Annotated in this window: 33 protein-coding genes and 2 pseudogenes; 14 read left to right on the top strand and 21 right to left on the bottom strand. The window is 32.6% G+C overall.

Annotation, left to right across the window (positions count from 1 at the left end):
• Positions 1–11: 11 nt before the first annotated feature.
• The 8 genes from EGX95_RS12930 to EGX95_RS12965 all read right to left on the bottom strand — a co-directional run bounded on the left by EGX95_RS12930 (position 12) and on the right by EGX95_RS12965 (position 5,139).
• Positions 12–857 (bottom strand): DUF5700 domain-containing putative Zn-dependent protease, encoded by an 846-nt coding sequence (locus EGX95_RS12930; RefSeq protein ID WP_000609537.1) that lies wholly within the window; start codon positions 855–857, stop codon positions 12–14.
• Positions 858–964: 107 nt separating this feature from the next.
• The gene (locus tag EGX95_RS12935; protein WP_000494145.1) at positions 965–1,462 is read right to left on the bottom strand and encodes a hypothetical protein; all 498 of its coding nucleotides are present in this window, start codon (positions 1,460–1,462) and stop codon (positions 965–967) included.
• Between the two features lie 124 nt (positions 1,463–1,586).
• Positions 1,587–1,982 carry a hypothetical protein gene (locus EGX95_RS12940; RefSeq protein WP_000847587.1) on the bottom strand — a complete coding sequence of 132 codons (396 nt, stop codon included), beginning with the start codon at positions 1,980–1,982 and terminating at the stop codon, positions 1,587–1,589.
• An 82-nt stretch (positions 1,983–2,064) separates the two neighbouring features.
• Positions 2,065–2,307, bottom strand: coding sequence for a GlsB/YeaQ/YmgE family stress response membrane protein (locus EGX95_RS12945; protein WP_000638307.1), 243 nt, complete (start codon positions 2,305–2,307; stop codon positions 2,065–2,067).
• Between the two features lie 179 nt (positions 2,308–2,486).
• Positions 2,487–3,452 (bottom strand): nucleoside hydrolase, encoded by a 966-nt coding sequence (locus tag EGX95_RS12950; RefSeq protein WP_000029504.1) that lies wholly within the window; start codon positions 3,450–3,452, stop codon positions 2,487–2,489.
• 77 nt (positions 3,453–3,529) lie between these two features.
• Positions 3,530–3,718 (bottom strand): YvzF family protein, encoded by a 189-nt coding sequence (locus tag EGX95_RS12955; RefSeq protein ID WP_000621882.1) that lies wholly within the window; start codon positions 3,716–3,718, stop codon positions 3,530–3,532.
• A 70-nt stretch (positions 3,719–3,788) separates the two neighbouring features.
• On the bottom strand, positions 3,789–4,574 hold the full coding sequence (locus tag EGX95_RS12960) for a class I SAM-dependent methyltransferase (protein WP_000031332.1): 786 nt from the start codon (positions 4,572–4,574) through the stop codon (positions 3,789–3,791).
• A gap of 196 nt (positions 4,575–4,770) precedes the next feature.
• Positions 4,771–5,139, bottom strand: coding sequence for a hypothetical protein (locus EGX95_RS12965; RefSeq protein ID WP_000067099.1), 369 nt, complete (start codon positions 5,137–5,139; stop codon positions 4,771–4,773).
• A gap of 478 nt (positions 5,140–5,617) precedes the next feature.
• Here EGX95_RS12965 and EGX95_RS12970 point away from each other — a divergent pair, with 478 nt between their 5' ends.
• From EGX95_RS12970 to coaW, 7 genes are all read left to right on the top strand, one after another.
• A complete protein-coding gene (locus tag EGX95_RS12970; protein ID WP_073541767.1) occupies positions 5,618–5,770 on the top strand; it encodes a YqbF domain-containing protein in 153 nt (50 codons plus the stop codon).
• 288 nt (positions 5,771–6,058) lie between these two features.
• Positions 6,059–7,261 (top strand): MFS transporter, encoded by a 1,203-nt coding sequence (locus tag EGX95_RS12975; RefSeq protein ID WP_000269245.1) that lies wholly within the window; start codon positions 6,059–6,061, stop codon positions 7,259–7,261.
• A 161-nt stretch (positions 7,262–7,422) separates the two neighbouring features.
• Complete coding sequence (locus EGX95_RS12980) at positions 7,423–7,722, top strand: hypothetical protein (protein WP_001279507.1); 300 nt, start codon at positions 7,423–7,425, stop codon at positions 7,720–7,722.
• A 169-nt stretch (positions 7,723–7,891) separates the two neighbouring features.
• Complete coding sequence (locus EGX95_RS12985; protein WP_000756888.1) at positions 7,892–8,254, top strand: hypothetical protein; 363 nt, start codon at positions 7,892–7,894, stop codon at positions 8,252–8,254.
• Between the two features lie 180 nt (positions 8,255–8,434).
• A complete protein-coding gene (locus tag EGX95_RS12990; RefSeq protein ID WP_000222667.1) occupies positions 8,435–9,634 on the top strand; it encodes an LL-diaminopimelate aminotransferase in 1,200 nt (399 codons plus the stop codon).
• Positions 9,635–9,690: 56 nt separating this feature from the next.
• Positions 9,691–10,089 (top strand): 3-hydroxyacyl-ACP dehydratase FabZ family protein, encoded by a 399-nt coding sequence (locus EGX95_RS12995; RefSeq protein WP_000547653.1) that lies wholly within the window; start codon positions 9,691–9,693, stop codon positions 10,087–10,089.
• Positions 10,090–10,181: 92 nt separating this feature from the next.
• Complete coding sequence (coaW, locus tag EGX95_RS13000) at positions 10,182–11,012, top strand: type II pantothenate kinase (RefSeq protein ID WP_000446258.1); 831 nt, start codon at positions 10,182–10,184, stop codon at positions 11,010–11,012.
• A gap of 6 nt (positions 11,013–11,018) precedes the next feature.
• On the opposite strand, the gene EGX95_RS13005 is transcribed toward coaW, so the two are convergent.
• From EGX95_RS13005 to EGX95_RS13025, 5 genes and pseudogenes are all read right to left on the bottom strand, one after another.
• On the bottom strand, positions 11,019–11,528 hold the full coding sequence (locus EGX95_RS13005) for a 2'-5' RNA ligase family protein (protein WP_000556930.1): 510 nt from the start codon (positions 11,526–11,528) through the stop codon (positions 11,019–11,021).
• A 117-nt stretch (positions 11,529–11,645) separates the two neighbouring features.
• Positions 11,646–12,125 carry a CcdC family protein gene (locus tag EGX95_RS13010; protein WP_000502986.1) on the bottom strand — a complete coding sequence of 160 codons (480 nt, stop codon included), beginning with the start codon at positions 12,123–12,125 and terminating at the stop codon, positions 11,646–11,648.
• Between the two features lie 36 nt (positions 12,126–12,161).
• The gene (locus EGX95_RS13015; RefSeq protein WP_000153848.1) at positions 12,162–12,833 is read right to left on the bottom strand and encodes a DUF4052 family protein; all 672 of its coding nucleotides are present in this window, start codon (positions 12,831–12,833) and stop codon (positions 12,162–12,164) included.
• A pseudogene (locus EGX95_RS13020) lies at positions 12,830–12,979 on the bottom strand (ABC transporter ATP-binding protein); the annotation flags it as partial. The gene EGX95_RS13015 and the pseudogene EGX95_RS13020, both read right to left, overlap by 4 nt.
• Before the next feature lie 99 nt (positions 12,980–13,078).
• Entirely contained in the window at positions 13,079–13,672 is a 594-nt protein-coding gene (locus EGX95_RS13025) for a DUF4825 domain-containing protein (RefSeq protein WP_000876553.1), read from the bottom strand.
• 440 nt (positions 13,673–14,112) lie between these two features.
• On the opposite strand from EGX95_RS13025, the gene EGX95_RS13030 reads away from it, so the two are divergent.
• From EGX95_RS13030 to EGX95_RS13055, 6 genes and pseudogenes are all read left to right on the top strand, one after another.
• On the top strand, positions 14,113–14,253 hold the full coding sequence (locus tag EGX95_RS13030; protein WP_000156199.1) for a YrzI family small protein: 141 nt from the start codon (positions 14,113–14,115) through the stop codon (positions 14,251–14,253).
• A 27-nt stretch (positions 14,254–14,280) separates the two neighbouring features.
• Positions 14,281–14,424 (top strand): YrzI family small protein, encoded by a 144-nt coding sequence (locus EGX95_RS13035; protein WP_000142724.1) that lies wholly within the window; start codon positions 14,281–14,283, stop codon positions 14,422–14,424.
• 28 nt (positions 14,425–14,452) lie between these two features.
• Positions 14,453–14,595: pseudogene (locus tag EGX95_RS13040) on the top strand (YrzI family small protein).
• A gap of 25 nt (positions 14,596–14,620) precedes the next feature.
• On the top strand, positions 14,621–14,764 hold the full coding sequence (locus tag EGX95_RS13045) for a YrzI family small protein (RefSeq protein WP_000668966.1): 144 nt from the start codon (positions 14,621–14,623) through the stop codon (positions 14,762–14,764).
• Between the two features lie 25 nt (positions 14,765–14,789).
• Positions 14,790–14,930, top strand: coding sequence for a YrzI family small protein (locus EGX95_RS13050; RefSeq protein WP_000669812.1), 141 nt, complete (start codon positions 14,790–14,792; stop codon positions 14,928–14,930).
• Positions 14,931–14,955: 25 nt separating this feature from the next.
• The gene (locus tag EGX95_RS13055) at positions 14,956–15,096 is read left to right on the top strand and encodes a YrzI family small protein (protein ID WP_000668487.1); all 141 of its coding nucleotides are present in this window, start codon (positions 14,956–14,958) and stop codon (positions 15,094–15,096) included.
• A 241-nt stretch (positions 15,097–15,337) separates the two neighbouring features.
• Here the strand turns inward: EGX95_RS13055 and EGX95_RS13060 are convergent, their stop codons facing one another.
• The gene (locus EGX95_RS13060) at positions 15,338–16,423 is read right to left on the bottom strand and encodes an AI-2E family transporter (RefSeq protein WP_000837884.1); all 1,086 of its coding nucleotides are present in this window, start codon (positions 16,421–16,423) and stop codon (positions 15,338–15,340) included.
• A 149-nt stretch (positions 16,424–16,572) separates the two neighbouring features.
• On the opposite strand from EGX95_RS13060, the gene EGX95_RS13065 reads away from it, so the two are divergent.
• Positions 16,573–17,394, top strand: coding sequence for an HNH endonuclease (locus EGX95_RS13065; protein ID WP_000189703.1), 822 nt, complete (start codon positions 16,573–16,575; stop codon positions 17,392–17,394).
• 229 nt (positions 17,395–17,623) lie between these two features.
• Here EGX95_RS13065 and EGX95_RS30765 read toward each other — a convergent pair whose 3' ends face one another.
• The 7 genes from EGX95_RS30765 to EGX95_RS13095 form a co-directional block, all read right to left on the bottom strand.
• Entirely contained in the window at positions 17,624–17,716 is a 93-nt protein-coding gene (locus tag EGX95_RS30765) for a putative holin-like toxin (protein WP_001289320.1), read from the bottom strand.
• A 139-nt stretch (positions 17,717–17,855) separates the two neighbouring features.
• Entirely contained in the window at positions 17,856–18,968 is a 1,113-nt protein-coding gene (ssuD, locus tag EGX95_RS13070) for an FMNH2-dependent alkanesulfonate monooxygenase (protein ID WP_000422270.1), read from the bottom strand.
• Positions 18,969–19,044: 76 nt separating this feature from the next.
• The gene (locus tag EGX95_RS13075; RefSeq protein ID WP_000432113.1) at positions 19,045–19,893 is read right to left on the bottom strand and encodes an ABC transporter permease; all 849 of its coding nucleotides are present in this window, start codon (positions 19,891–19,893) and stop codon (positions 19,045–19,047) included.
• A 16-nt stretch (positions 19,894–19,909) separates the two neighbouring features.
• The gene (locus tag EGX95_RS13080; protein ID WP_000276919.1) at positions 19,910–20,896 is read right to left on the bottom strand and encodes an aliphatic sulfonate ABC transporter substrate-binding protein; all 987 of its coding nucleotides are present in this window, start codon (positions 20,894–20,896) and stop codon (positions 19,910–19,912) included.
• A gap of 17 nt (positions 20,897–20,913) precedes the next feature.
• Positions 20,914–21,669: an ABC transporter ATP-binding protein gene (locus EGX95_RS13085; protein WP_000218625.1), complete on the bottom strand. Its 756-nt coding sequence runs from the start codon at positions 21,667–21,669 to the stop codon at positions 20,914–20,916.
• A 227-nt stretch (positions 21,670–21,896) separates the two neighbouring features.
• The gene (locus EGX95_RS13090; RefSeq protein ID WP_000699947.1) at positions 21,897–22,625 is read right to left on the bottom strand and encodes a hypothetical protein; all 729 of its coding nucleotides are present in this window, start codon (positions 22,623–22,625) and stop codon (positions 21,897–21,899) included.
• Positions 22,622–23,212 (bottom strand): TetR/AcrR family transcriptional regulator, encoded by a 591-nt coding sequence (locus EGX95_RS13095; protein WP_000822635.1) that lies wholly within the window; start codon positions 23,210–23,212, stop codon positions 22,622–22,624. Before EGX95_RS13095 ends, EGX95_RS13090 begins: the two co-directional genes overlap by 4 nt.
• Between the last annotated feature and the right edge of the window lie 26 nt (positions 23,213–23,238).

Consider the following 23,238-nt stretch of genomic DNA (forward strand, 5'->3'; position numbering starts at 1 on the left):
CATAATCTGATTCATTTCGATAACCAATCCATTACACCTCTTTTCAAATTGTGTTTGTTCCAAAAAGTAAATACTTCACTCTCGCCCAATGCTTGTGCAACATATTCTACAAAAGCTGTTCCTAAAAAATAACCGAGTCGGTTGTATCCAAAATATTGTCCGCCAGATAACCGAAACCACTCTTTCTCTTTTTCAAACGTCCATCCTTCTATATAATCTTTCAAAAAACGTTTCTTTATTTGTTCTTCATTTTCTATACAATATTGTAACCAACGTTCACCATCATCGTCATATGAGTAATACACGGATTCATTTAAACCTTTCACAATTTGCTTTGATACGTATGTTGCAACACCTTCACGATACAAATTAACTGCCGCATCGGTCCACTCAGCTTTCTCCCAATCCATTCCATTATTTTGTAACATAACATTATGATATATATGTCCTATTTCGTGAGCGACAATAACACGAAGATGATTCAAATCTGGAGATAATTTTTCTACCGCAAAAAATATATCTCCAATGATCTCCCTCTCTACGAATGCATTAGATCCAAATCCTCCAACAAATAAATGAAATTTCATTTTTACATCAAAGTTAAATTTATTATGATATGCATTTGTTACCTCTTGGATAATGATTGGCAATGTTTTAGTAATGATACGGATGTCTTCTATTTTTGCGGGATATTGTTTTATGGCATTAGAAAGACATTCATTCGTATTAGGACAATGATACTTAAAGTATTCTTCAAATATCTCTGGATGCGAAGTGAAGTATTGATTGAGGACTGCTAATTCTACGTCGGTGCTTTCCCATAATTTTAAAAAACTTGGAATTGTATTATTAATCATTTCCCCCATCTCCTTATATATCCCTTCTCGCCAATTACACTACAATCCTGCCTTAAATATAGAAAAAGCAACAAAGAAAGAAGAGCTATCTTTGTTGCTTTTTCTGTTTAGTCAAACCATCTATCACCATCAGAAATCCATTTACCATTATGTAAATCATAACATTCATTATCATCATGAAAACTAACGTAAGAAGGTAATGTAACATTCATACCACCAGCTTTATTCCAGCAAGTCGCAAACCATTCTACTATAACTTTCGTTTCAAGTTCAGATAACTTCGCATCATTTTTTTCGTAAAAATCCCAAAATTCATCAGATTCTTCACTACTGAACGTAAAATATGTAATATCATCCATTACATCATAGCTACCAGAAAAAATTCCTTCTTCAGTTCCTTCATAAAAGACTTCATTCGCTTCTCCATCCATTGAAAACATAACGATTGACAGTTCAAATGACTGAACAAAAACAGTAAAATCTAATAAATCTATTTCTTTATAATAATTAAGGTGTGTTGTTGCTTTTAATCTTTCAATTAAATCAGATGATTTTGCTTCTAGTCCTTTTATTAAAGAATTTCTATAATTCTCAATAGTAAACAAATACTTCACTTCCTACTCATATAATATAGTCATCAAGATATATAAATTATAGCAAGAACTTTGTGTAGTATGCTTAAAAAATTGAAAAAAGCTGTCCAAAAAGGACAGCTTTACATATGTATTTTTACACTTCGATTGACTTACCATCTTCAACAATATGATAAAGTAAGTGAGCTAAATGATGAATTGGACCATACTCTTCCTCTTCTTCATCAGTTTCACCTTGGAATTCAAGATCATTTAAGTATAGTGCTAAAAATTGATAGTATAGTTTTAAATCAAATCCGTAGCACGCAGTTGGCTCTTCATGATCTCCTTCATATTGTAACATTAAGTATTGATCATTTCCTTCTGCATCTTCTGCATCAAAGAATACGAAGAATCCAACATTTGTATCTAAATCAAATAGATGACGAGTGCCTTTTTCTGTCGCTTTATTGAAGTCCTCTTCACTTAATTTATGTACTGTTGTCGCTTTAGCATTATCTTCTTGATGGAAATTTACTGTAAATGTTTTCAATGCTGACACCTCCTGATTGTATAATACAATACTAGCATAACATATAAAAAGGACTGCTTACAAATGTAAACAGTCCTTACATTTATTTTCGCATTGCTCGCAATAAGAAACTTACGATGAAGATTAAAATAATCGCACCAATTAAAGCTGGAATAATTGCATATCCGCCGATTACTGGGCCGAAACTACCAAGTAATTTCCCACCAATCCAAGAACCAATAATACCAGCAATAATATTACCAATTACACCACCTGGTACATCCCTACCAGTAATTAAGCTAGCAAGCCACCCTAATATACCACCAACGATTAAAGACCAAATCATATGATAACCTCCTTTATATTTCACCAATCAAAATATAATTAGAAACAATTGCTTACCATTAGTTATGTTACATTTTTCATAAGTTATTCATGGAGCATAACTGTATTTTTTTGTAAAAACAATACATGTTAATTAACTTTTTAGACTAACGATTTATGCAGCTTGAGATATTACACTTATCATGGACAATCGGGCTTCAATATTGTCCGCATAAACTCTTCTTTAAATGCAGGATAATTAAAACCAACCGCAATTCTTTGTATCGGCCGATCATCAAACCTCGTCGGCTCAGCTATTTTTCTAAAGTCAGCCACACTTTGTCCTCTTGTTACGTCATTTGTCGTACTAATCCAAACTGCAGATTTTTTATATTCAAAAATATCATCATTTATAAATGAAATGAACGGAAGCAAATCGTGAATCGGACTTCCAGCAATACCCGGGTATTCTTTTTTATAAAAGTTCTCATAATAAAAATCAATCATTGGTTTAATAAGCTTTGCCTGCCCTGTTCCTTCTTTATTAATAATATCCACCATTTCAGGCGTAATTAGGGCCTGTTGCGTTACATTTAATGGATAAATAGTCGCATTCTTTGCGTACTTCATTACAATATTTGCAGCAATTGGATCTCCATAAAAATTTGCCTCCGATACAGGAGTAACGTTACCAGGAAATAAAAACGCACCGCCCATAATATAATACGAACATATTTTATCCATTACATTTGGATATAATAAAAATAATGTTGCCAATGTTGTTAATCGTCCTGTCGCTACGATAATAATATCTTCTGGACAAGGCTCAATTAATTTAATTAATTCACAAAAATTTTCCCGTTTACAAATCCTCATTTCAGGTGGAATAATGGGACCTAGGCCGTGCTCTCCATGAATTTCAGGAAAAAACAAAGGTTCTTCAGCTGTCATCGGTCTTGCTGCACCCTCAATGATTTTTACTTCTGTAGCATAGTATCTTTCTAAAAAATACACATTTTCTGTTACGATTTCTCGCGATACATTCCCATATTCAGCAACAATACCTAAAATATCTAATTTACATGTTTTATTTGCATAAATTAACGCCACAGCATCATCAATACCAAAGTCTCCAAAAAAGATGATTTTCTTATTAACTATACTCACCCCTCTTCAGCATTATCTACTATTATTAGTATGTAAAAAAGACAAGGCTGTGAAACGGTGTAAACTAAAAAAGCCGCCTATTTATTGGCGACTTCAATCTTTTTATAAGATAAATATGCTAGCACATTTTTACTTGAATCATACTTTGGATTATTTCCTTTTCTTGGTTCTCTCGTATGTGTTTTTTCAAATCCAGGAATATCCGGCATTTTCTCCATAAATTCAAGCATTTCTTCTTCAGTTCCTTCAATACGTACGCGAATCATTATTACATTTCCTCAATTCTCATTTTCTCTGTTACTAAGTATAACGTACTTTGGAAAGACTGCAAGAAATTTATCTTTTTAATGTTAAACTTTTTTTACATACAAACAATGCCATTTCAGTATAAAACGATATAATTTTATTATTTTCATATTGAATGTTAAAGAATTCTTGCATTTCAACTGATGTTTTCATCATACATTCTGTTAACTTCACCCGCTTCTGCAAAGGTACATTCATCATATCGCACCACCAGTCAAAATCAAATTCCTTGTCAAAAGTAAGACATGACTGCATTTGCAAACCATTTTTCTCTAATAAGGTAATCCATTCTGTTTTTTTCAAAGCCCGTTCATGACTCGGATCCCGCTTTTTTTCTATAAAATTATAAAATGTATCGTATTCATTATTTTCCGGTGAAACATTATCTATTAAAATAAACAATCCATTATCTTCTAACGTACGATTTACTTCATAAATAAACTGAGCTGGATTCGTAAAGTGATGTGCTGCAATTCGGCACGTAATTGTATCAAAAGAACTATCAGAAAACGGTAAACTCTCAGCGTTTCCAGCAACAAAAGACACATTTTCATGGCCGTTACTTATAATAAATTTTTTTGCATTCTCTAACATTTTTTCTGTTAAGTCTAAAGCAACTACTTCGTTAAACAATGGCGCTAATACATTTGCAACATGTCCTCCGCCAGTAGCAATATCAAGAAGACGATTATTATGACGAGACTCAACTTGTTGAACTACATATTGTAAATCCGGTCCTTTAGCATGAATTTTACTTTTTACATACTTCTCCGCATTATTACCAAACTGTTGTTTCACAAGCTCTTCTTTACTCATTTTATCATCTTCTTTCTATTGTTATTTACATATAAAATTCATATAATAATTAAAGTTCTCTTTATGTATTTTCAAATCCTCTTTTCAGCTCACTTCTTATCATGCTGTCCTATCATCAACATAAAATCGATTTTCCGTTTACATATAAAACAAAAAAGGCTACGGGAACTTGTCCCCTAACCTGACCAAATATCAATTACATTTTTACTTTTTCATATACATCTATATAATATAAATCCTCTTTCAACTTCATAATAACGTCTACTTCGTTATAAGTAGCCTCACGAGCATGTAAACCAAATTGATCCATACCAATCCATATCCATCCAGGTGTATGATAGAGAACATCTATGTTAAAATACTCTAATTTAGTAAGCTCCGATTTAATAAATTTATCTTTATTAGCAATTTGTTTATCTATTAAACCATATTCTTTTCCATTTTCCAATAGCGATATAATTTTTCCTACAATCGGGTGTTCACGAACAATAAAGTGATATTCCTTTTCCTCCACATTCGCCACAATTAAACGAGAATCAGATAAATCAGCCTCTAAATTCGACATCTTTATTTATTCACCTCCTTTATGAGTTTCATAAACATAATAACAAATGAATATTCAAATAATATTAATATAATGTAAAAAATAAAAAAGCTGACTTCCCTTTAGAAATCAACCTTTATAGTTTAATCATCTGTATACTTTTACAAACTATTATAATGTTTCTTTTTCCTCATCCTTTCCAGAAACTAAATTCCCAATAGCATCTGCTGTTACTTCCACCACAAATTCACAAATTCCTGCTACAACTTCTCCAATCACTTCATCCATCATTTTTACCCCCTTATTTTATGTAACTTATTTGTAGTATAGAAGAGATTGGTTATTTTTAACTATCGGAAAACGTGACAACAACATTACAGTTTTGTAAGCTTTTTAATTTGTTTCGCTTCTATACTTTGAAACTTCAAGTATGATTCACAAGCATATAGGTCATCATAATATTAAGTGAATACTAATTTTGCTAGAGGAGGCGTGTAAAATTTACTACGTAAAATTAATTAAAGGTCAATCCTTCTATGCTTTTAATCATCGTTTCTTAATGTCTGAAGAAGAAGAGGTTTCCGAGAAAGTTTATAATTACTTACGTCGTAATGAATTTTTCGAAGTACGCAAAGAAGAATATTCGGCCTAAGTACAAAAGCACCAAGAAAAATATCATTTACTTGTGATAATTTCTTGATGCTTTTATTTTATTTCTCCTTACCTTCAATGAATTTTTAATCATAAGTTTTGTACATTTGGACTTACTTGTTTCATCTATTAACACATCAAATTTTTGACAAATCAAAAAGATTGAATTCCATTCATGAAACACGTAATATAGACTCTGACTCTAAAAAATTTCGTTAAAAATAATACATAAAATAAGGAGGTTTTATATACGAGTTTTTCATTTTAAAAGACGGAGAGGTTTTATATTATGTGGCGTAATAAAAATGTTTGGATTGTTTTAATCGGGGAGTTTATTGCTGGTCTAGGGTTATGGCTTGGTATTCTTGGTAACCTTGAGTTTATGCAAAAATATGTCCCTTCTGATTTCATGAAATCAGTTATATTATTTATCGGACTATTAGCTGGTGTTCTAGTTGGTCCTATGGCAGGTCGCATAATTGATCAATATGAAAAGAAAAAAGTTCTTCTTTACGCCGGATTTGGTCGTGTTATAAGTGTTATTTTTATGTTTTTCGCTATCCAATTTGAAAGTATTGCCTTTATGATTGCATTTATGGTTGCTCTTCAAATTTCAGCAGCATTTTATTTCCCTGCATTACAATCTGTAATCCCGCTCATCGTACGTGAGCATGAATTATTACAAATGAACGGTGTACATATGAATGTAGGTACAATCGCTCGTATTGCAGGTACTTCACTAGGTGGAATTCTTTTAGTTGTAATGAGTTTACAGTATATGTATGCCTTCTCAATGGCAGCGTACGCTTTATTATTCCTCTCAACTTTCTTCCTACAATTCGAAGATAAGAAATCAACAACACCAAGTAAACAAGCGGCAAAAGATAATAGCTTTATGGAAGTATTTCGTATTTTAAAAGGAATTCCGATTGCTTTTACAGCACTTATATTAAGTATTATCCCGCTACTATTTATAGCTGGATTTAATTTAATGGTAATTAATATTAGCGAAATGCAACATGATCCAACGATTAAAGGATTTATATATACAATTGAAGGTATCGCATTTATGTTAGGTGCCTTCGTTATTAAACGTTTATCGGACCATTTCAAACCTGAAAAGTTACTATATTTCTTCGCAGTTTGTACCGCTTTTGCACATCTATCATTGTTCTTTAGCGATATAAAATGGATGTCTCTTACATCATTTGGTTTATTTGGTTTTAGTGTCGGTTGCTTCTTCCCTATTATGTCGACAATTTTCCAAACAAAAGTGGAAAAAAGCTATCACGGCCGTCTATTCTCATTCCGTAATATGTTTGAGAGAGTGATGTTCCAAATTGTCTTACTTGGCACAGGCTTCTTCTTAGATACGATTGGATTGCAATATATGGTTCTTATTTTCGGTGTTATTTCATTATTCATTACCTTCATATCGCTATCTAAACAGAAACAGTATGAAAAACAACCTTCGCAATCTGCGAATTTATAACATAATTAAAGAAGCATGGATTTAGTAGTATTAAACTAATCCATGCTTCTTTGTTGTATATAATCTTATTTATTACGTTTATTGAAATTATTAAAAGGAGTAAACACTCTTACCTTCGAATACATTATATAAACTATTATCTAAAACAAGGCGGTGTAGGAATGTCTGATGGTATGCAATTATTTATTATCTTTATTTTTGTAATAGTTATGTTTAGCATCCTAAACTTTTTAGCCATTTCCCTTTCTCAGCATAACTTTAAAAGAAGAATTGTCGCAGGTTTTATATCTTCACTACTGACTCCCCTTGTCTTTTTGACTACTACAGCATTCGCTTCTATATTTGATAAAGCTGGATTTGGCGCAGGTACATTAGCCTTTATTGTTGCAATTGTATATATTTCAAATGGAATTGTGATCCTACTTTCTTCTTTATTTTTCCTCAAAAGAGACATAACATAAGCTACAGTACTCAGCATGAATCTGACTATACACTTGATTCATGCTTTTTCAATTCCCCTAAATTTTTATATGAAATTAAATAATTCTTTATAAAAATTTAAACTTTATTTATTACAATATTCCTATCGCATTCGCACGTTTATCGAAAATGAAAAGAAAGGAGTACAAAATGAAAAAGGTTCTATTACTTATTCCACTATTCATTATACTACTCAGTGGATGTAGCAATAATGACATATACGGTACTTGGGAAGTCATTGATAACAAAAACGGTCTTTGTCCTGTATCTTATAAATTTGAAACAGTTGTAAAAGAAGAAAAGAAAGAAAAAATCATTCAATATTTAGTAGAGATGCAAACAACGAAGAAAAAAGACGATTTATACAAAGGCTCATTTGTTAAGGATGCTAATGTATATCACATTGATTATGGTAACTCATTTACATCAGATCAAACTTTAAAAGTTGTCGATGGCAAATTAAACGTATACTTTTATGCAGTGGAAAAATTATGTACATATAAAAAGAAATGATTACACTTCATATCAAACGCAGAAAATGTTTTCTGCGTTATTTTGTATTCCATCTCTTTATCCTCCCTCTAAATTTGTCAATCATTTTAATTTTCACAAAAAAGTGATAAAATGTAACCATGTGTTTTCAGAATAATTAAAAACGCAGAAAGAAAACACTGTTTTTTAGGAGGGGTTTTGATGACTTACACGTTAGCAACTAGAATGAAAGCATTCCAATCTTCTATATTTAGTGAATTAGGGGCCTATAAAAAAGAAAAAATTGCAGCAGGTCACAAAATGATTGATTTAAGTATCGGGAATCCTGATATGCCACCTGCTGATTTCGTAAGAGAAGAAATGGTACATACAGCAAATCAAAAAGAAAGCTATGGATACACATTAAGTGGTATTCAAGAATTTCACGAAGCTGTAACTGAATATTACAACAACACTCATAATGTTATATTAAATGCCGATAAAGAAGTTTTATTATTAATGGGGTCACAGGACGGACTCGTTCATTTACCTATGGTTTATGCGAATCCGGGAGATATTATATTAGTTCCTGATCCAGGATATACAGCTTATGAAACAGGAATTCAAATGGCTGGTGCAACATCTTACTACATGCCTTTAAAGAAAGATAATGATTTCTTACCTAACTTAGAGCTAATTCCTGAAGAAATTGCGGATCAAGCGAAGATGATGATTTTAAACTTCCCAGGGAATCCCGTCCCAGCAATGGCTCATGCAGATTTCTTTAAAGAGGTAATTGCATTCGCGAAAAAGCATAACATTATTGTTGTCCATGATTTTGCTTATGCTGAATTTTATTTTGATGGTAATAAACCAATTAGCTTCCTCTCTGTACCTGGTGCTAAAGAAGTTGGCGTAGAAATCAACTCTTTGTCAAAAAGTTATAGTTTAGCAGGTAGTCGTATTGGTTATATGATTGGTAATGAAGAAATTGTCGGGGCACTTACACAATTTAAATCTAATACAGATTACGGAGTATTTTTACCTATTCAAAAAGCAGCATCCGCTGCACTAAGAAATGGCGCTGCTTTTTGTGAGAAAAACCGGGCTATTTATCAAGAACGTAGAGATACTTTAGTTGATGGGTTCCGAACATTTGGCTGGAATGTCGATAAACCAGCTGGTAGTATGTTCGTCTGGGCTGAAATCCCGAAAGACTGGACTTCTATAGACTTCGCTTATGCATTAATGGATCGTGCGAATGTCGTTGTTACGCCAGGTCATGCATTTGGACCTCACGGAGAAGGCTTTGTACGTATTGCACTCGTTCAAGATAAAGAAGTGTTACAACAAGTTGTTGAAAACATTAGAAATAGCGGTATTTTTTCTCTTGAAAAAGTAGATGAATTAGTTAAAAATTAATTCCCACTCCCCTGCTTAACTTTAGCAGGGGTATTATTCATTGGAGGTACTTTCATATGCATATTAAAGACACGCTTCCCCATCGTTATCCATTTTTAATGATTGATAAAGTAACAAATGTAAAACAAGGTGAATCCGTTACAGGATATAAACTCATTACAAATAACGAATGGTTTATAAATGATAGTCAAAAACATATGCCTCATATGTTAATTGTAGAAGCACTTGCTCAGCTTAGCGCATTTGTACATATAAGTGACTCTGACCGACTAGGCTTCCTTTCCTCTTTAGATGGGGTTGAATTCCATGAAAAAGCATACCCCGGTGATAAACTTAATTTACATTATGAGTTAACTCGCAATCGCCGAGGTTTTGTTCTTGGTAAAGGTACTGCAACTGTTAATAATCAGCCGATTGTAACGATAGAAAAGCTATTAATATACCAAGCAGAATAGAGACGTTTTCATTCACTAGGGTATCTATCTCCTACAAATTCGTCTCATCAACATGAACAGAGTAAACAAATTACTTAGTTAGGGGCAGAAAAATGGAAAGTACGATCGGTATCGATGCTGGAGGAACATTAACAAAAATTGCTTATTTGAACGAAAAAATGCAATTAGCTTTTGAAAAAGTTTATTCAAATGAACAAAATAAAATAATAGATTGGCTTAAGAACCAAACTGGTATAAAACAAATATGTATTACTGGTGGTAAAGCGAAACAATTACAACAACTACTTTCAGCCTCATATAAAATAGTGGAACTAAATGAATTTGAAGCTACTCTTGTAGGTGTCCGTTACATATTAAAAAAAGAAAAATATAATATAAACAACTTTGTTTTAACAAATATCGGTACAGGTACTTCCATTCATTACGTTTATAATGACCAATATATTCGAGCTGGCGGAACTGGTGTTGGCGGTGGTACTATTATGGGGCTTTCAAAATTATTAACAAATATAGACCATTTTGAAGATGTGATTCCTTTAACAAAAGTAGGTTCTAGAAAAGAATTAGATATTACGGTTGGAGATATTTATGGTGGGATTCTCTCACCTATTGATAATATCTTAACTGCTAGCAATTTTGGTAAAGCCGCTACTATAGAATCAAATTATAATAGCTCAGATATACTTGCTACTGTACAAGGACTTGTCGGTGAAGTCGTTACTGCATTAAGCCTTCAATTCGCCGAAACAAAAAACATTGACCATATTATTTATATTGGTTCGACTCTATGTAATAACATACATCTTCAAAATATTATTAGTAGTTACACAAAATACCAAAATAAAACACCCATCTTTTTACGAGATGGTGGTAATAGCGGTGCGATTGGTGCTTTACTTTATGCTACGAATAAAAAAAGCTGACTTTTGTCAGCTTTTTTGCAACGGTACTTCAAATTCAATAATTGATTCCCCGTTCTCTCCAATTCGCTCTACACTAATTCTATCAATTACACATTGTAACTTTTGAGGGAAACTATGAATATCCTTGGCTACTTCAGCAGCTAACTCCGCACTTTCTTTTCTCCCGACTGTTACATGCGGTATGTACGGAATATCTTCTTTCAAAAATTGTCTCAAAGGTTCTGTATACAGCATATCATGTAGTTTGGCTATTTGTTCTTTCCCCCTCTCAACTTCTAAAAACAAATAGTTTCCTACACTAGTAATACGATTTGCAAATTCAATTTCAATTTTCCCTATCCCTCTTGATAAATTCAAAATATGAGATTTTAATTCGCCATTTGAAATATTACTCTTAAATGGAAATACAATTGTTATATGCGGTGGAATTAATTCAAATAAAGGATCATGTTTTTGTCTAATGTTCTCTATTTTATCGATGGACATATTATTAAGAAAAACTAAAATTGTATGCATTTTTATCCCCTCTACTTTCCCTTATTTTAATATGTATCATATTCTATAACAATCTTGCACTTCAACAAATTATTTTACTTACCTATAAAAATAAAAAACTTCTCAAATGAGAAGTTTTCATATAGTATGATTACTATTTTCCCGCCAAACTTTCCTAAACTTTATATAACAAGCAATTCTCCACGGAATGATATACGATACCGCAACTACGTAAAATAATAAACCAACCGTTTGTTGATCTAAATCCACAATAAATTGTCTTGATCCATACCTTAAAACCACAAGTGCAATAAAAGTAATTAAAAAGACAGCACTTTTTTTCGTATAAATATTCCCATCATCTCTTCGTTCATAATTTGTTAATACTATAAGCGGCATAGAGAAAAGTACCCCAATGAATACCGCTATAACTACTTGTAATATAGCTGGATGTACTGGACCAAAAAACCATACAACACCTGGTGTTAAAAATAATAACGGCCATAAAATACGTTTTCCTGATCCCTTTATTGGCTTATGCATGGAGCGATAACGACGCCAGAATATTAATAGTGCAATGCCTAAAAAGACTGTAATGAGTGAAGATGTGTCTCCCATTTGCTACCCTTCTCTCTATAGTAATCTAATAATATTTCAAATCGTTTTTTCGAATGATACTTTACGAATAAATATACTACTAGTTATGATATAAAGGACAGTTAATCCCATTGAAATAACAGTAAAATACGGTATATTTACTAAAGATCCATCACTCGTAAATAATAAACTGGTTACCCCTGCTTCTCCATAAAGTACACTATTTGTTGATAAGAAAAGGGTCCCACCAATCATAAGACCGATCCACTGAAATCGTTGTTTAAAAACTACTACCACTTGAAAGAAACATGCTGTTGTAACATAAAATAAAAATTGCAAAATAAATTGTTGCACCGATTGCTCCCCAAAACTAACATTTACTAAATTATATTTTATATCTTGTAAAAGCATTATTTGAAGAAACGAAAACATTGCGGATTGCAAGATGATATAACAAATTGCTCCGATGAAATATTGAATTCTCGTTACACCAAATGAAACAGCTAAACGAAATAGCTCATCTTGAATGATGAAAACACTCCCTACTATAAACAACATAATTGCTATTGACGGATTATTTATAATTTTGGGTAAATAACCAATGTTCACTCCATTTAAATGCGCAGCATTTAAAGCCCCTTTTATTAATAAGGCTACAATCCAAAATATTAAAATGGCTTTATAATGAAAATTAATATGTAACTTTAACTGTTTTATTAATATCGTCATTCCACTTCACCACCAGTTATGTGAATAAATAATTTTTGTAATGTAATTCTATCAATTGCTAAACCTTCTTTTTCAAGAGAGTAATAATCTTCATTAGAAAGTTCTTCCCATATAACAGCAATCCCCTTGTTTCCATAAATCTTCTTCACTAACGAAGCTAATTGCCTGTATTAACTTAGGTAAATAATGATCTTGCATTCGATGATAAGTAATTTTATATACTAACTCCACCTATTTTCCTCCCATCATTTCAACTGCTGTACTGGATACTTTACAAATAAAGCATTCCTAAACTCTTTATCATTCATAAGCATTGTAATTTCTTCGTTATTTTCGTTAAGAAACTTTACTACTTTCTTTTTATCCCATATATCATTTTCTTTTGGGAAATTATCAAACTTTTCATACAGGATTGATAGTATTTCTTCTCTTTTTATCGTGAAATTTTTATTTTCTACTTGAAACTCGTAGCTTTTCGCATTTGGTACTAAAATCGCTAAATAAATAACGTTAAAGAGAAAATTCTTCTCCATCGTATCCTTACCATTAAACCAATACGTCTCAACCATGTCTTCTGTCAAAGTTCCATTTCCTTTTGCACCATAGTACACCTTTATACTTTCATTCTCTAAACTAATACTTTGAAATGTATCACCACCGGATAAATGATTAACAATTGCAACTACATCTGAGTTATTCCCAACGTATGTCCCCGCATATTTCTTAAAATCACCAGGTTCAACATCGGATATTTCTTTTATTCTTTCTCCTCTAGAACAAGCAGTAATACATAAAAAAATTGTTAGCATAACAACTACATTACGATGCATATATTTCATTTAGCATCCCCCATTTTTATCGATATTTCGTTAATTACAATACATCTTCTCAAAACCCTTTAAAATATACGCATTTTAATCAAAATTAAAAATTTTCATTTTTTATGTTTACAATTATCCATTAATTGTATATACTTACTAACGTAAGAAAAATATTCTAAAAGGAGGTCGAAGGAAATGATGAAATTACAATTACATGCTTTAACTTTAGCGTTAACTGCACCTATGTTTTCTGGACAATTAAATATGAATTCGACCACCCTAATGGAGAATTGAAAATCGTACATTATTTCGATTAATTCATAAATTCGCCACAGGAGGTCGTATACTTTCCTGTGGCTTTTTCACGCCCTGCCATAGGAGAACTATATCTTCCTGTGGCTTTTTTGTGCGATTTTTTAGTCTCTTACATTATTTTTTAAAGAAAGGAGCAACATTCGATGACTATTAGCGTATTGTTTTTAAGTATTACGATTCAAAGAAATACAATTTCCAAACATGAAATGTTTCATAATGAGCAAATTGAAAAAGCTATGAATGATGTTAAGGAGCGCCAAGCACTTTATTGTGATCACATGTAATTCCTTTTCGAAAGGAGGAATTCATTTATGACTTTTCATATTTTCTTTTTTACGACTGTACTTCAGAAAAATACTTTATCTGAAGGTGAAATCATTCGTAAACAACAAATAAAACAACTGACTGATAAAATGACTGACATTAAAAGTTCATATTATATGCATATGTATTAAAAATATATTTTTAAGGAGAACTACCTTCATGAAATTTAAAGCATTCTTTTAACAATCACCATTCAAAAACGTAAACTTTCTCACAACGAAATTTTACGTGAGCAACACATTCAATCCATTATGGACGAAGTAAAAGAGCGTCAAGCTTCTTATTACAGCCGTCTTTTCTAATAAACTTATAAAGGGGTTTTATCTAATGAAATTTAAAGCATTCTTTTTAACTATCACTATTCAAAAACGTAAACTTTCACAGAAAGAGATTTTACGTGAGCAACACATTCAAACTATTATGGACGAAGTAAAAGAGCGTCAAGCTTCTTATTACAGCCGTCTTTTCTAAATCAATTATAAAGGGGTTTTATCTAATGAAATTTAAAGTATTCTTTTTAACGATTACCATTCAAAAAACTAAGTTCTCGGACAGTGAGATATTGCATGACCATCAAATTAATAAAGCTATGGAAGATGTAAAAGAACGTCAAAGTCACTACTGTAGCCATCTATAATTCCTTTCGAAAGGAGGAATGTATCATGAAGTTTCATCTTTTCTTCTTAACAATTACAATCCAGAAAGAAATCTTTTCTGAAGATGAATTAAAACAAGAGCAACAATACAAAAAGATTATGGACGAAATTCGAGATCGTAGAAGCAAATACTACAATCACCTATAATCCTTTAAAAATATAAAACTTGAAAGGAGTCGATTATGATGTTGATAGCACGTTGTAAGGAAATGATTTGGATAGTTCAGAGGGATTCCACATAGTTTTATTGGAGCTATATCATACAACTTTAACGTTATATTTGATATGTAATAAATATACAATAAAATTGCATTTGTACACTTTTTAACTTCGGTTAATAAACAAAAGATACACCACTTAAAAAGCGGTGTATCTTTCTAAACATATACTATTTTCGATTACTTCTCTTCGTCTTAAACAATCTCACTAAGTTCGATACAACTGTTTTCGTTACTGCATACACTGGCACCGCCAAGATCATTCCGATAATTCCCGCAAAGTTACCTACTCCTAAAATTAAAATAATAATTGTTAACGGATGGATATTTAATTTTGAACTCATAATACGCGGTGAAATGATGTTACTTTCAAACTGTTGTACAATTGTTACGATAATAATTACGTACAACGCTTGCATCGGAGATACGAACAGACCTACGATAACAGCTGGTGCTGCACCGATAAACGGACCTAAGTTAGGAATGATATTTGTAAATGCTGCTATAATTCCTAAAACAAAAGCGTACGGTAAATCGATAATTAAATAACCGATAAAAGTAAAAGCACCTACAAATATACAAACGAGAGCTTGACCTTGAATATATGCAGATAATGTTTCGTTCGTTTCCTTAATGATACGAAGTCCTTCTTCACGGTAAGATTCAGGTAATAGACTAACTGCTTTCCCTGGAAACGCATGTCCATCTTTAAACATATAAAATAAAATGAACGGTACTGTAAAGATAACTAATGCGACATTCGTTATAATACCAAATAAAGCCGTTGCACTCGACGTAATGGTGTTTGGTATATCCTTTAAGTATTCAATTGCATTTTTTTCAATTGTTTCAATGGAAACATAATTTTGTGTAGATAACCATTCAAACAATCTATGATGGGATAAATCTTGTATGTATAGTTTTCCCTCTTTTATATAGCCTGGCATATTTTTCACTAAATCCATTAGCTGTTGTGAGATCGTTGGAACAACTACCCCAACGCCAACCGCAGTTAATGTTATGATAAAAAGATATAACAGTAAAATCGCTAAATTTCTAGGTACTTTTTTATCCTCCAAAAAGACTAACACCGGATTAAATATGAAGTATAAAAATAACGCGATTAAGATTGGGAAAAACAGCGTTGATATGAAGATACCAATCGGTTGAAATAGAAACGATATTTTTGTGCAAATAAATATGATCGCTACAACCATTAGCACTTCTAATGTCCAAAAGTGCACTTTCGATTTCAAAAAAACGTCCTCCTTTAAACTAGCACTTCTCTTCATTGTACCAAAATAAGTAACAATTTCACATAATATTTTCCTTTACAATATTCCAAAATACCAATAAATACACTACAATGAGATTACATACAAATTTGCAGGTAAAGGTGATAAAAATGACACAATGCATCATTTGCAGAAAAGATACGAAAGAACTTAGTGAACAATATGTCATCCCAGAAATATTATGTGGATATTATTTCACAAACTCCATTTGTGATACTTGTCATGAACAAATGACAACAAATATTGATCGCCCCTTAATTCGGCATAAATTAAGTCAATTTAAGATTGAGCAAATGAAAAAACAGATTGACTCCCCTCTCTATACAAATGAGCATGGTGAGGAACTTGCGGCCGCTGAGACAGATGTTGTTGAAGTAAGTGACGAAATACTTTATTCCAATGCTTTAATTATGAAACTATGTAAAAAGCACGATATTTCACTACATAACGAAATCTGGAAAGAAGAACGTGTAACGAAAGTAGCTAGCTCTATTCAACGTGAATTACTTTTAGATAACCGTAAGTATAAAATGAGTGTATTAAAAATGGCTTATACTTTCGCTGTACAAGCAGTCGATGGCTATTTTGAAGATCCAGATGCGATGGATATTTCTAGCATCCTATCGAATGCCGACTTCATGGAATTAAAAGAAAAGAGCATTGTTCGTGATTTAAGCAAAAGTTCTTTATGGAATACATTAAATACAAATAGCGAAAACCACTACTTTATTTTATTGAGTGATAAAGATGGACTGTTCTGTTTCATTCGTCTATTTGATATTTTTGATGTTGTCGTTCATTTATCAGAAAAAAGATATGAACTTCCTTCACCAATTGTCGGCGTTAATGATGTAAATAAGCAAGAATTTTACGTTCAAACTTTAAAACAGTATATGGACGGACTCTTTAAAGAAAAATCACCTTCTATTTAATCACAAAACAGAACATACGGTCTCCTTTCTTGATGAAAAGACACTGTGTTATAATAAGTATGAAAAGAACAATACAATCACATAAACCAATTATAAATTGTATATAAATAAAAAAGACTAGTGTGCGGCTACACACTAGTCCACGTAACTTAGCAGATTGGATTGTTCATTTATCCTATTTGTTTCTTACAAACAAAACAACCCACATTCTATTGGCATAGGTGGGTTGTTATTTTTTGAGCTTGTCTATTAAAACGACGACGAATGTTAACAATGCAACGAGAAATAGTCCACCTTGCAGTAACAACGCTATTTCACTCACTTATTATCACCCCCCTCCTTAATTGGAGAAGTGATAATTGAACAACCAACCGTACCTTAAGTTACTATTTAATTTTACCATATTTTCTGATAGTTTACGATGAAAACCCGCAAGTGATTTACTTGCGGGTTTTTTCTCACTATTTTTTTAATGCATATGCATCAGCTATCATTTCACCAACAATTTTATTTTCTTGTTTCTTATCTTCTTTCAATAAAGGAAATAACAGTTCTGCCACTTCATATGCCTCTTCTAAATGAGGATATCCCGATAATACAAACGTATCAATTCCTAACGCTTCATATTCTTTTATTCTATCTGCTACTGTATGTGGATCTCCAACAAGCGCAGTACCCGCACCACCTCTTACAAGCCCGATGCCAGCCCATAAGTTAGGACTTATCTCTAGCGACTCTCTTGTTCCTTTATTTAAATGTGTCATTCGTTTTTGCCCCACTGAATCATATCTTGCAAATGTCTTTTGAGCAAGCTCAATTGTCTCATTATCTACATATTGAATTAAACGTTCTGCCTCTTCCCACGCTTCTTCTTCTGTTTCTCTTACAATTACGTGTAACCTGATGCCAAATCGCACTGAACGTCCCTTCTCTGCTGCCAGCTTTCTTACTTCCTCTATTTTCTCCTTCACTTGCTCTGGTGGCTCGCCCCACGTTAAATATACATCACTATGTTCTGCTGCAACTTCCTTTCCAGCAGCGGATGATCCTCCAAAATATATAGGAGGGTATGGCGTTTGCACTGGCGGGAACACAACTTTACTTTCCGTAACTTTAATATGTTTTCCTTCTAAAGAAAATGTTTCACCTTGCAATGTCGATTTCCAAACTTTTAAAAACTCATCAGCTGCTTCATATCTTTCATCATGCTCAAGATACAATCCATCTCCTTGTAATTCAACTGGATCTCCTCCAGCGACTACATTAATAAGTAACCTCCCGTCTGAAATTCTATCAAATGTAGATGCCATCCTTGCTGCAACTGTCGGTGACATTAGTCCCGGTCTAACTGCTACTAAAAATTTTAGCTTTTCTGTCTCAGCTGCAAGTGCCGATGCTAATACCCATGGATCTTCACAACCTTGGCCAGTTGGAAGTAACACACCTGTATATCCTAAATAATCAGCTGCCTGTGCAACTTGTTTATAATAACCATACTCAGCTGCTCTTCCTCGTTTTGTCGTTCCTAAATATCGTCCATCTCCATACGCCGGAATAAACCATAATAATTCCATACCTTTACACACCCCTTATTTATTTTGAAACGTACACTAAACTACTCTATATAAATTACCCCTAATAATTTATATGTTAATTTCCTATCTCGCCTTTAAAATTATCTCGCCATCTTAAAAACTTCACTTCTAGTAAACGTACGAGTGAATCCGAAAACTTCCCAACGAATGCAAAGATAATAATACCGACAAATACAATATCTGTATTTGAAAATTGCCTTGCATCCATAATCATATAGCCAATGCCTTCTGTAGATCCCATAAGTTCTGCTACTACTAAACTCACCCATGCTACTCCTAATGATAATCTTGCCCCAAGTAATAGGTTCGGCAATGCTGCCGGTAAAATTAGTTTTGTAATTAATTTTCTTTTACTAAACTCTAACACTCTCGCAACATCAAATAACTTTGAATCTACACCTCGTATTCCTAGAAACGCGTTTACGTATAAAGGAAAAAATGCACCATCTGCAATTAATAACACTTTTGATGTTTCCCCAAAACCGAACCATAATACGAAAAGCGGTGCAACAGCTAAGTGAGGCACAGTTCTTAACATTTGTACTGACGGATCTAAATATTGCTCACTTCTCGTTGAAAATCCAACAATTGTTCCTAAAATAATTCCTAAACTCCCGCCAATAAAGAAACCAGCCGCAGCCCTGAATACACTAATACTTACATGACCGAATAACTCTCCTGTTTTTATAAGTTCTTGAAAAGCTAAAAATATATCTAGCGGCGTTGGTAAAACTGTTTTAGAAACTAGACCGAATACGCCGGCCAATTGCCAAATTATTAATATAATAATCGGTATAGTAATTGCCCTTATCAAAAATTTGATATTCGTCTTCTGTACTTTCTTTACATTGTTTTTCTCAATCGTTATACTCGCCCTTTTAATAACCGCTTTCGTATTCTCCAATTTATACAACCTCTTTTCACTTCGCCTTTAACGCTTTTTCTACGAAAGAATTATCTACAACTTTATCTGTCTTAATTTCTTTCTTTATAGAACCAAGCTTATATTGAAAATCTGCTGTCTGTTGCTGTTCTGCAACTATTTCTTTCGTTACTGGAACTAAGATGGGTTTGTCGTGATTAAACACTTCTTTTACAATATCTGCATCTATTTTCTTTGCAGAAGTGTATATTTTTATTGCTTCATCCAAGTTTTCATCTTGCCATACACGTGCTTTTTCATATACTTTAAGGAATTTCTCCACTAATTCTGGATGCTCTTTCGCAAATTTTGTTCTCGCAATTAAAAACTCTGGAGAAGATACATTTAATTGTTCACCATCTGTAATCACCTTCGCTCCTTTATTTACCGTATGTAACGATATGAAAAGATCCCAAATTGCCCATGCATCTACTGATCCTGATTCAAATGCTGGCTGCGCTTCATCTGGTTGCAGTTGAATAACATTTACATCTTTCGCATTGATACCTTCTTTATCAAGCGCTCGATACAATAAATTAAATGCGCTACTTCCTTTTGCTACTGCGATTTTTTTACCTTTTAAATCTTTTACACTCGTAATCTTGCTATCTTTTTGTACAAGAATCCCTGTTCCTTTTCTCGCATAACTTGTATTAGCAATTTCGGTAAATTCAATACCTGCTGCTTGCGCGGAAATAACTGGAGAATTGCCAACTTCACCAAAGTCTAATCGATTTGATGCGATTGCCTCAAAATAAGGAGGTCCGCTTTGGAACTCTGTCCATTTCACCTTAACTCCTTCTTTTTTAAACTCCTCTTCAAACCATCCCTTTTTCTGCGCGAGTAATAGTGGACTTAATCCTTGCTGAATACCAATTTGTACTGTTACATCTTCCTTCTTACTACTTGCTGTACTTTTCTCACATCCGAATAAAAATAAAGAAATAGCTAATGCAAAAGAAAGAACTTTAAATTTTTTATACATAAATATTCACCCTCTCCCTATAAACTTGTTTGAATCAATCCTCCATACTCAAACTGCTGTAATACTTTCTTTCGAATTTCTTGGAATGACTCCGAAGTTTTACTACGCGGATAAGGTAAATTATTTTCAATTACTTTATGTATTTTTCCAGGCTTTGCACTCATGATGACAATTCTGTTTGAAAGATATATTGCTTCGTCTATATCATGTGTAACGAATATCATTGTCGTCTTTTTTTGTTCCCAAATGTTGAGCAGTACTTCTTGCAAATGACTTCGGGTAAATGCATCCAATGCTCCAAATGGTTCATCAAGTAATAATACATTAGGATCTCTTAGCAACGCTCTTGCAATCGCAACACGTTGTGACATCCCGCCTGATATTTCTTTCGGATATGATTTTTCAAAACCGTCTAACCGAACAATTTTAACCCATTCCTTTACCTTATCCTTCACATACTTATCTTTTAATGACAAATCAGCTGCAATGTTTTCTTCAACTGTTAACCACGGAAACAGACGATGCTCTTGAAATATAAATCCTTGCTTCTTACTCGGTTTTGTTATACGCTCCCCATCAATAATGATTTCACCTTCAAAATCGTTGTCTAAACCTGCAATAATTTTTAATAATGTACTTTTTCCACAACCACTCGGACCAATTACTGTAACAAAATCCCCTTTTTCTAATTGAAAATTAATATTCTCTAATACTTGAACAGTACCAGTTTGCTTAGAAAAATATTTTGATACCTCATTAATTGAAACAGTCACTTCTTCCCCTCCTTGAAATGATTCATCTAAATGAATAGATTCAGTATTTATGTAATAAAAAAACCAAAGGCATTTTATCAATAGATAAAATGCCTTTGGTTTCTCCAATCAGCAATACGTAATAGAATTAAGTACATATTATACAAATATTTCCGATAAGTCAACTAGGTTTTATTAAAAAATACATATGATTCGTTTAAATACCCTTATTGTTATTTATATAAAAATTATTTTTTATGTTCCTTAATCCACTGTAACCAATAAGAAAACTCACATGCCAAATGCATTTGATGCGATTCAATAAGACTATTAGGACAAAGTGCCGGAAACTCTACAACTAGACTTACTTCTATACCAGTATCTGTATCTTTGAATTGATGTCGAACTCCACCAATAGTAGTACCGTCTTTCATACGTGCAACACCTGTTGATTGGTATTGATAAGACTTATCTCTAGGTGTCTTTAATCCTGTTTCGTCACCAAAAACAATAAAAAATTGAACTGGAAATGGAGAATTACCAGTAGTTTCGATAACCTCCAATTCATTTTCCCCAAAGGGTCTTAGTACGTAGTGATCTGGACAGGCTGATAAATTCACTTGATTATTTTCATCTGATTGTTCAAGCATAAAACTATCAATTCCATTTATCGCCTCTTCTGCTGTAATCCCATCTAAATAAATATTTGTTTTTGAAAATTTTCGTCTATCACCAGATAAAGCAGTACAAATACGCATACCCATTTCACTTAATTTAAGTTTAGATTTTAACTTATCATACATTTCATTGTATGAATAATTTAATTTTAGTTCTGTTAGTTTTTTTATCATAACGTCTGTATCATTTAATTCTGGCTCTTTATGTCCTAATGTATTGAAAACTTTTTTCATACGTTCTTTTTTCCACTTTGTAAGTTGTTCATTCGAAATATTGTTTCCATCAATCATGATCTTCATATACATTCTCCTTCTCTTTGATCATATCGTAGTGTATTTAATACTAAATTAACCATTTCTCGCTTCATGTCTAGATTCAAATTCACCTCTGAATGAGCAATACTGCTAAGACCGTATAAAATAAATCCTGATGCTAATAATGAGTTATCAATATTAAAAATCCCAGTTTTCACCCCTTCTTCGATTACTTGTCGAATTAATGGCTGCATTCGCGTAAATAATTTCTGTTCCAGTTGAAAATGTTGTTCCGTCTGAAACGAACTCACATTTTTATAAGGCGCTAATTTTTCGATAAATGTCCAAAATATATTTAGAGAATCTTTCAGCTTTTGCATGACAGACCGTTCATTAGAAACAAGTATTTCTTCAATTAACTCCATATTTTTCACAATAAAATCATTTAATACTTCATCAACAAAATTCTCTTTAGACTTGAAGTAATAATAAAATAAGCCCGTTGCTACACCAGCATGATTCACAACATCTTTTATGCCAAATCCTTTCATACCATTTTTCATATATAGTTCAAAACCAATATCCATCAACTCTTGCCTTCTAACATCTGGTTCTTTCGATATTCTTTTCATAGGTCATCTCCTACTATGTTTTACCC

This window comes from Bacillus sp. FDAARGOS_527 (assembly GCF_003812125.1).
Lineage (GTDB): Bacteria > Bacillota > Bacilli > Bacillales > Bacillaceae_G > Bacillus_A > Bacillus_A paranthracis.

Bases quoted from the DNA above. Each gene is read 5' to 3' on its own strand.
- EGX95_RS12930 (WP_000609537.1), bottom strand. From the start codon at position 857: ATGATTAATAATACAATTCCAAGTTTTTTAAAATTATGGGAAAGCACC.
- EGX95_RS12945 (WP_000638307.1), bottom strand. From the start codon at position 2,307: ATGATTTGGTCTTTAATCGTTGGTGGTATATTAGGGTGGCTTGCTAGC.
- EGX95_RS12955 (WP_000621882.1), bottom strand. From the start codon at position 3,718: ATGATTCGCGTACGTATTGAAGGAACTGAAGAAGAAATGCTTGAATTT.
- EGX95_RS12960 (WP_000031332.1), bottom strand. From the start codon at position 4,574: ATGAGTAAAGAAGAGCTTGTGAAACAACAGTTTGGTAATAATGCGGAG.
- EGX95_RS12965 (WP_000067099.1), bottom strand. From the start codon at position 5,139: ATGTCGAATTTAGAGGCTGATTTATCTGATTCTCGTTTAATTGTGGCG.
- EGX95_RS12975 (WP_000269245.1), top strand. From the start codon at position 6,059: ATGTGGCGTAATAAAAATGTTTGGATTGTTTTAATCGGGGAGTTTATT.
- EGX95_RS12980 (WP_001279507.1), top strand. From the start codon at position 7,423: ATGTCTGATGGTATGCAATTATTTATTATCTTTATTTTTGTAATAGTT.
- EGX95_RS12985 (WP_000756888.1), top strand. From the start codon at position 7,892: ATGAAAAAGGTTCTATTACTTATTCCACTATTCATTATACTACTCAGT.
- EGX95_RS12990 (WP_000222667.1), top strand. From the start codon at position 8,435: ATGACTTACACGTTAGCAACTAGAATGAAAGCATTCCAATCTTCTATA.
- EGX95_RS12995 (WP_000547653.1), top strand. From the start codon at position 9,691: ATGCATATTAAAGACACGCTTCCCCATCGTTATCCATTTTTAATGATT.
- coaW (WP_000446258.1), top strand. From the start codon at position 10,182: ATGGAAAGTACGATCGGTATCGATGCTGGAGGAACATTAACAAAAATT.
- EGX95_RS13005 (WP_000556930.1), bottom strand. From the start codon at position 11,528: ATGCATACAATTTTAGTTTTTCTTAATAATATGTCCATCGATAAAATA.
- EGX95_RS13010 (WP_000502986.1), bottom strand. From the start codon at position 12,125: ATGGGAGACACATCTTCACTCATTACAGTCTTTTTAGGCATTGCACTA.
- EGX95_RS13015 (WP_000153848.1), bottom strand. From the start codon at position 12,833: ATGACGATATTAATAAAACAGTTAAAGTTACATATTAATTTTCATTAT.
- EGX95_RS13025 (WP_000876553.1), bottom strand. From the start codon at position 13,672: ATGAAATATATGCATCGTAATGTAGTTGTTATGCTAACAATTTTTTTA.
- EGX95_RS13030 (WP_000156199.1), top strand. From the start codon at position 14,113: ATGACTATTAGCGTATTGTTTTTAAGTATTACGATTCAAAGAAATACA.
- EGX95_RS13035 (WP_000142724.1), top strand. From the start codon at position 14,281: ATGACTTTTCATATTTTCTTTTTTACGACTGTACTTCAGAAAAATACT.
- EGX95_RS13045 (WP_000668966.1), top strand. From the start codon at position 14,621: ATGAAATTTAAAGCATTCTTTTTAACTATCACTATTCAAAAACGTAAA.
- EGX95_RS13050 (WP_000669812.1), top strand. From the start codon at position 14,790: ATGAAATTTAAAGTATTCTTTTTAACGATTACCATTCAAAAAACTAAG.
- EGX95_RS13055 (WP_000668487.1), top strand. From the start codon at position 14,956: ATGAAGTTTCATCTTTTCTTCTTAACAATTACAATCCAGAAAGAAATC.
- EGX95_RS13065 (WP_000189703.1), top strand. From the start codon at position 16,573: ATGACACAATGCATCATTTGCAGAAAAGATACGAAAGAACTTAGTGAA.
- ssuD (WP_000422270.1), bottom strand. From the start codon at position 18,968: ATGGAATTATTATGGTTTATTCCGGCGTATGGAGATGGACGATATTTA.
- EGX95_RS13080 (WP_000276919.1), bottom strand. From the start codon at position 20,896: ATGTATAAAAAATTTAAAGTTCTTTCTTTTGCATTAGCTATTTCTTTA.
- EGX95_RS13090 (WP_000699947.1), bottom strand. From the start codon at position 22,625: ATGAAGATCATGATTGATGGAAACAATATTTCGAATGAACAACTTACA.
- EGX95_RS13095 (WP_000822635.1), bottom strand. From the start codon at position 23,212: ATGAAAAGAATATCGAAAGAACCAGATGTTAGAAGGCAAGAGTTGATG.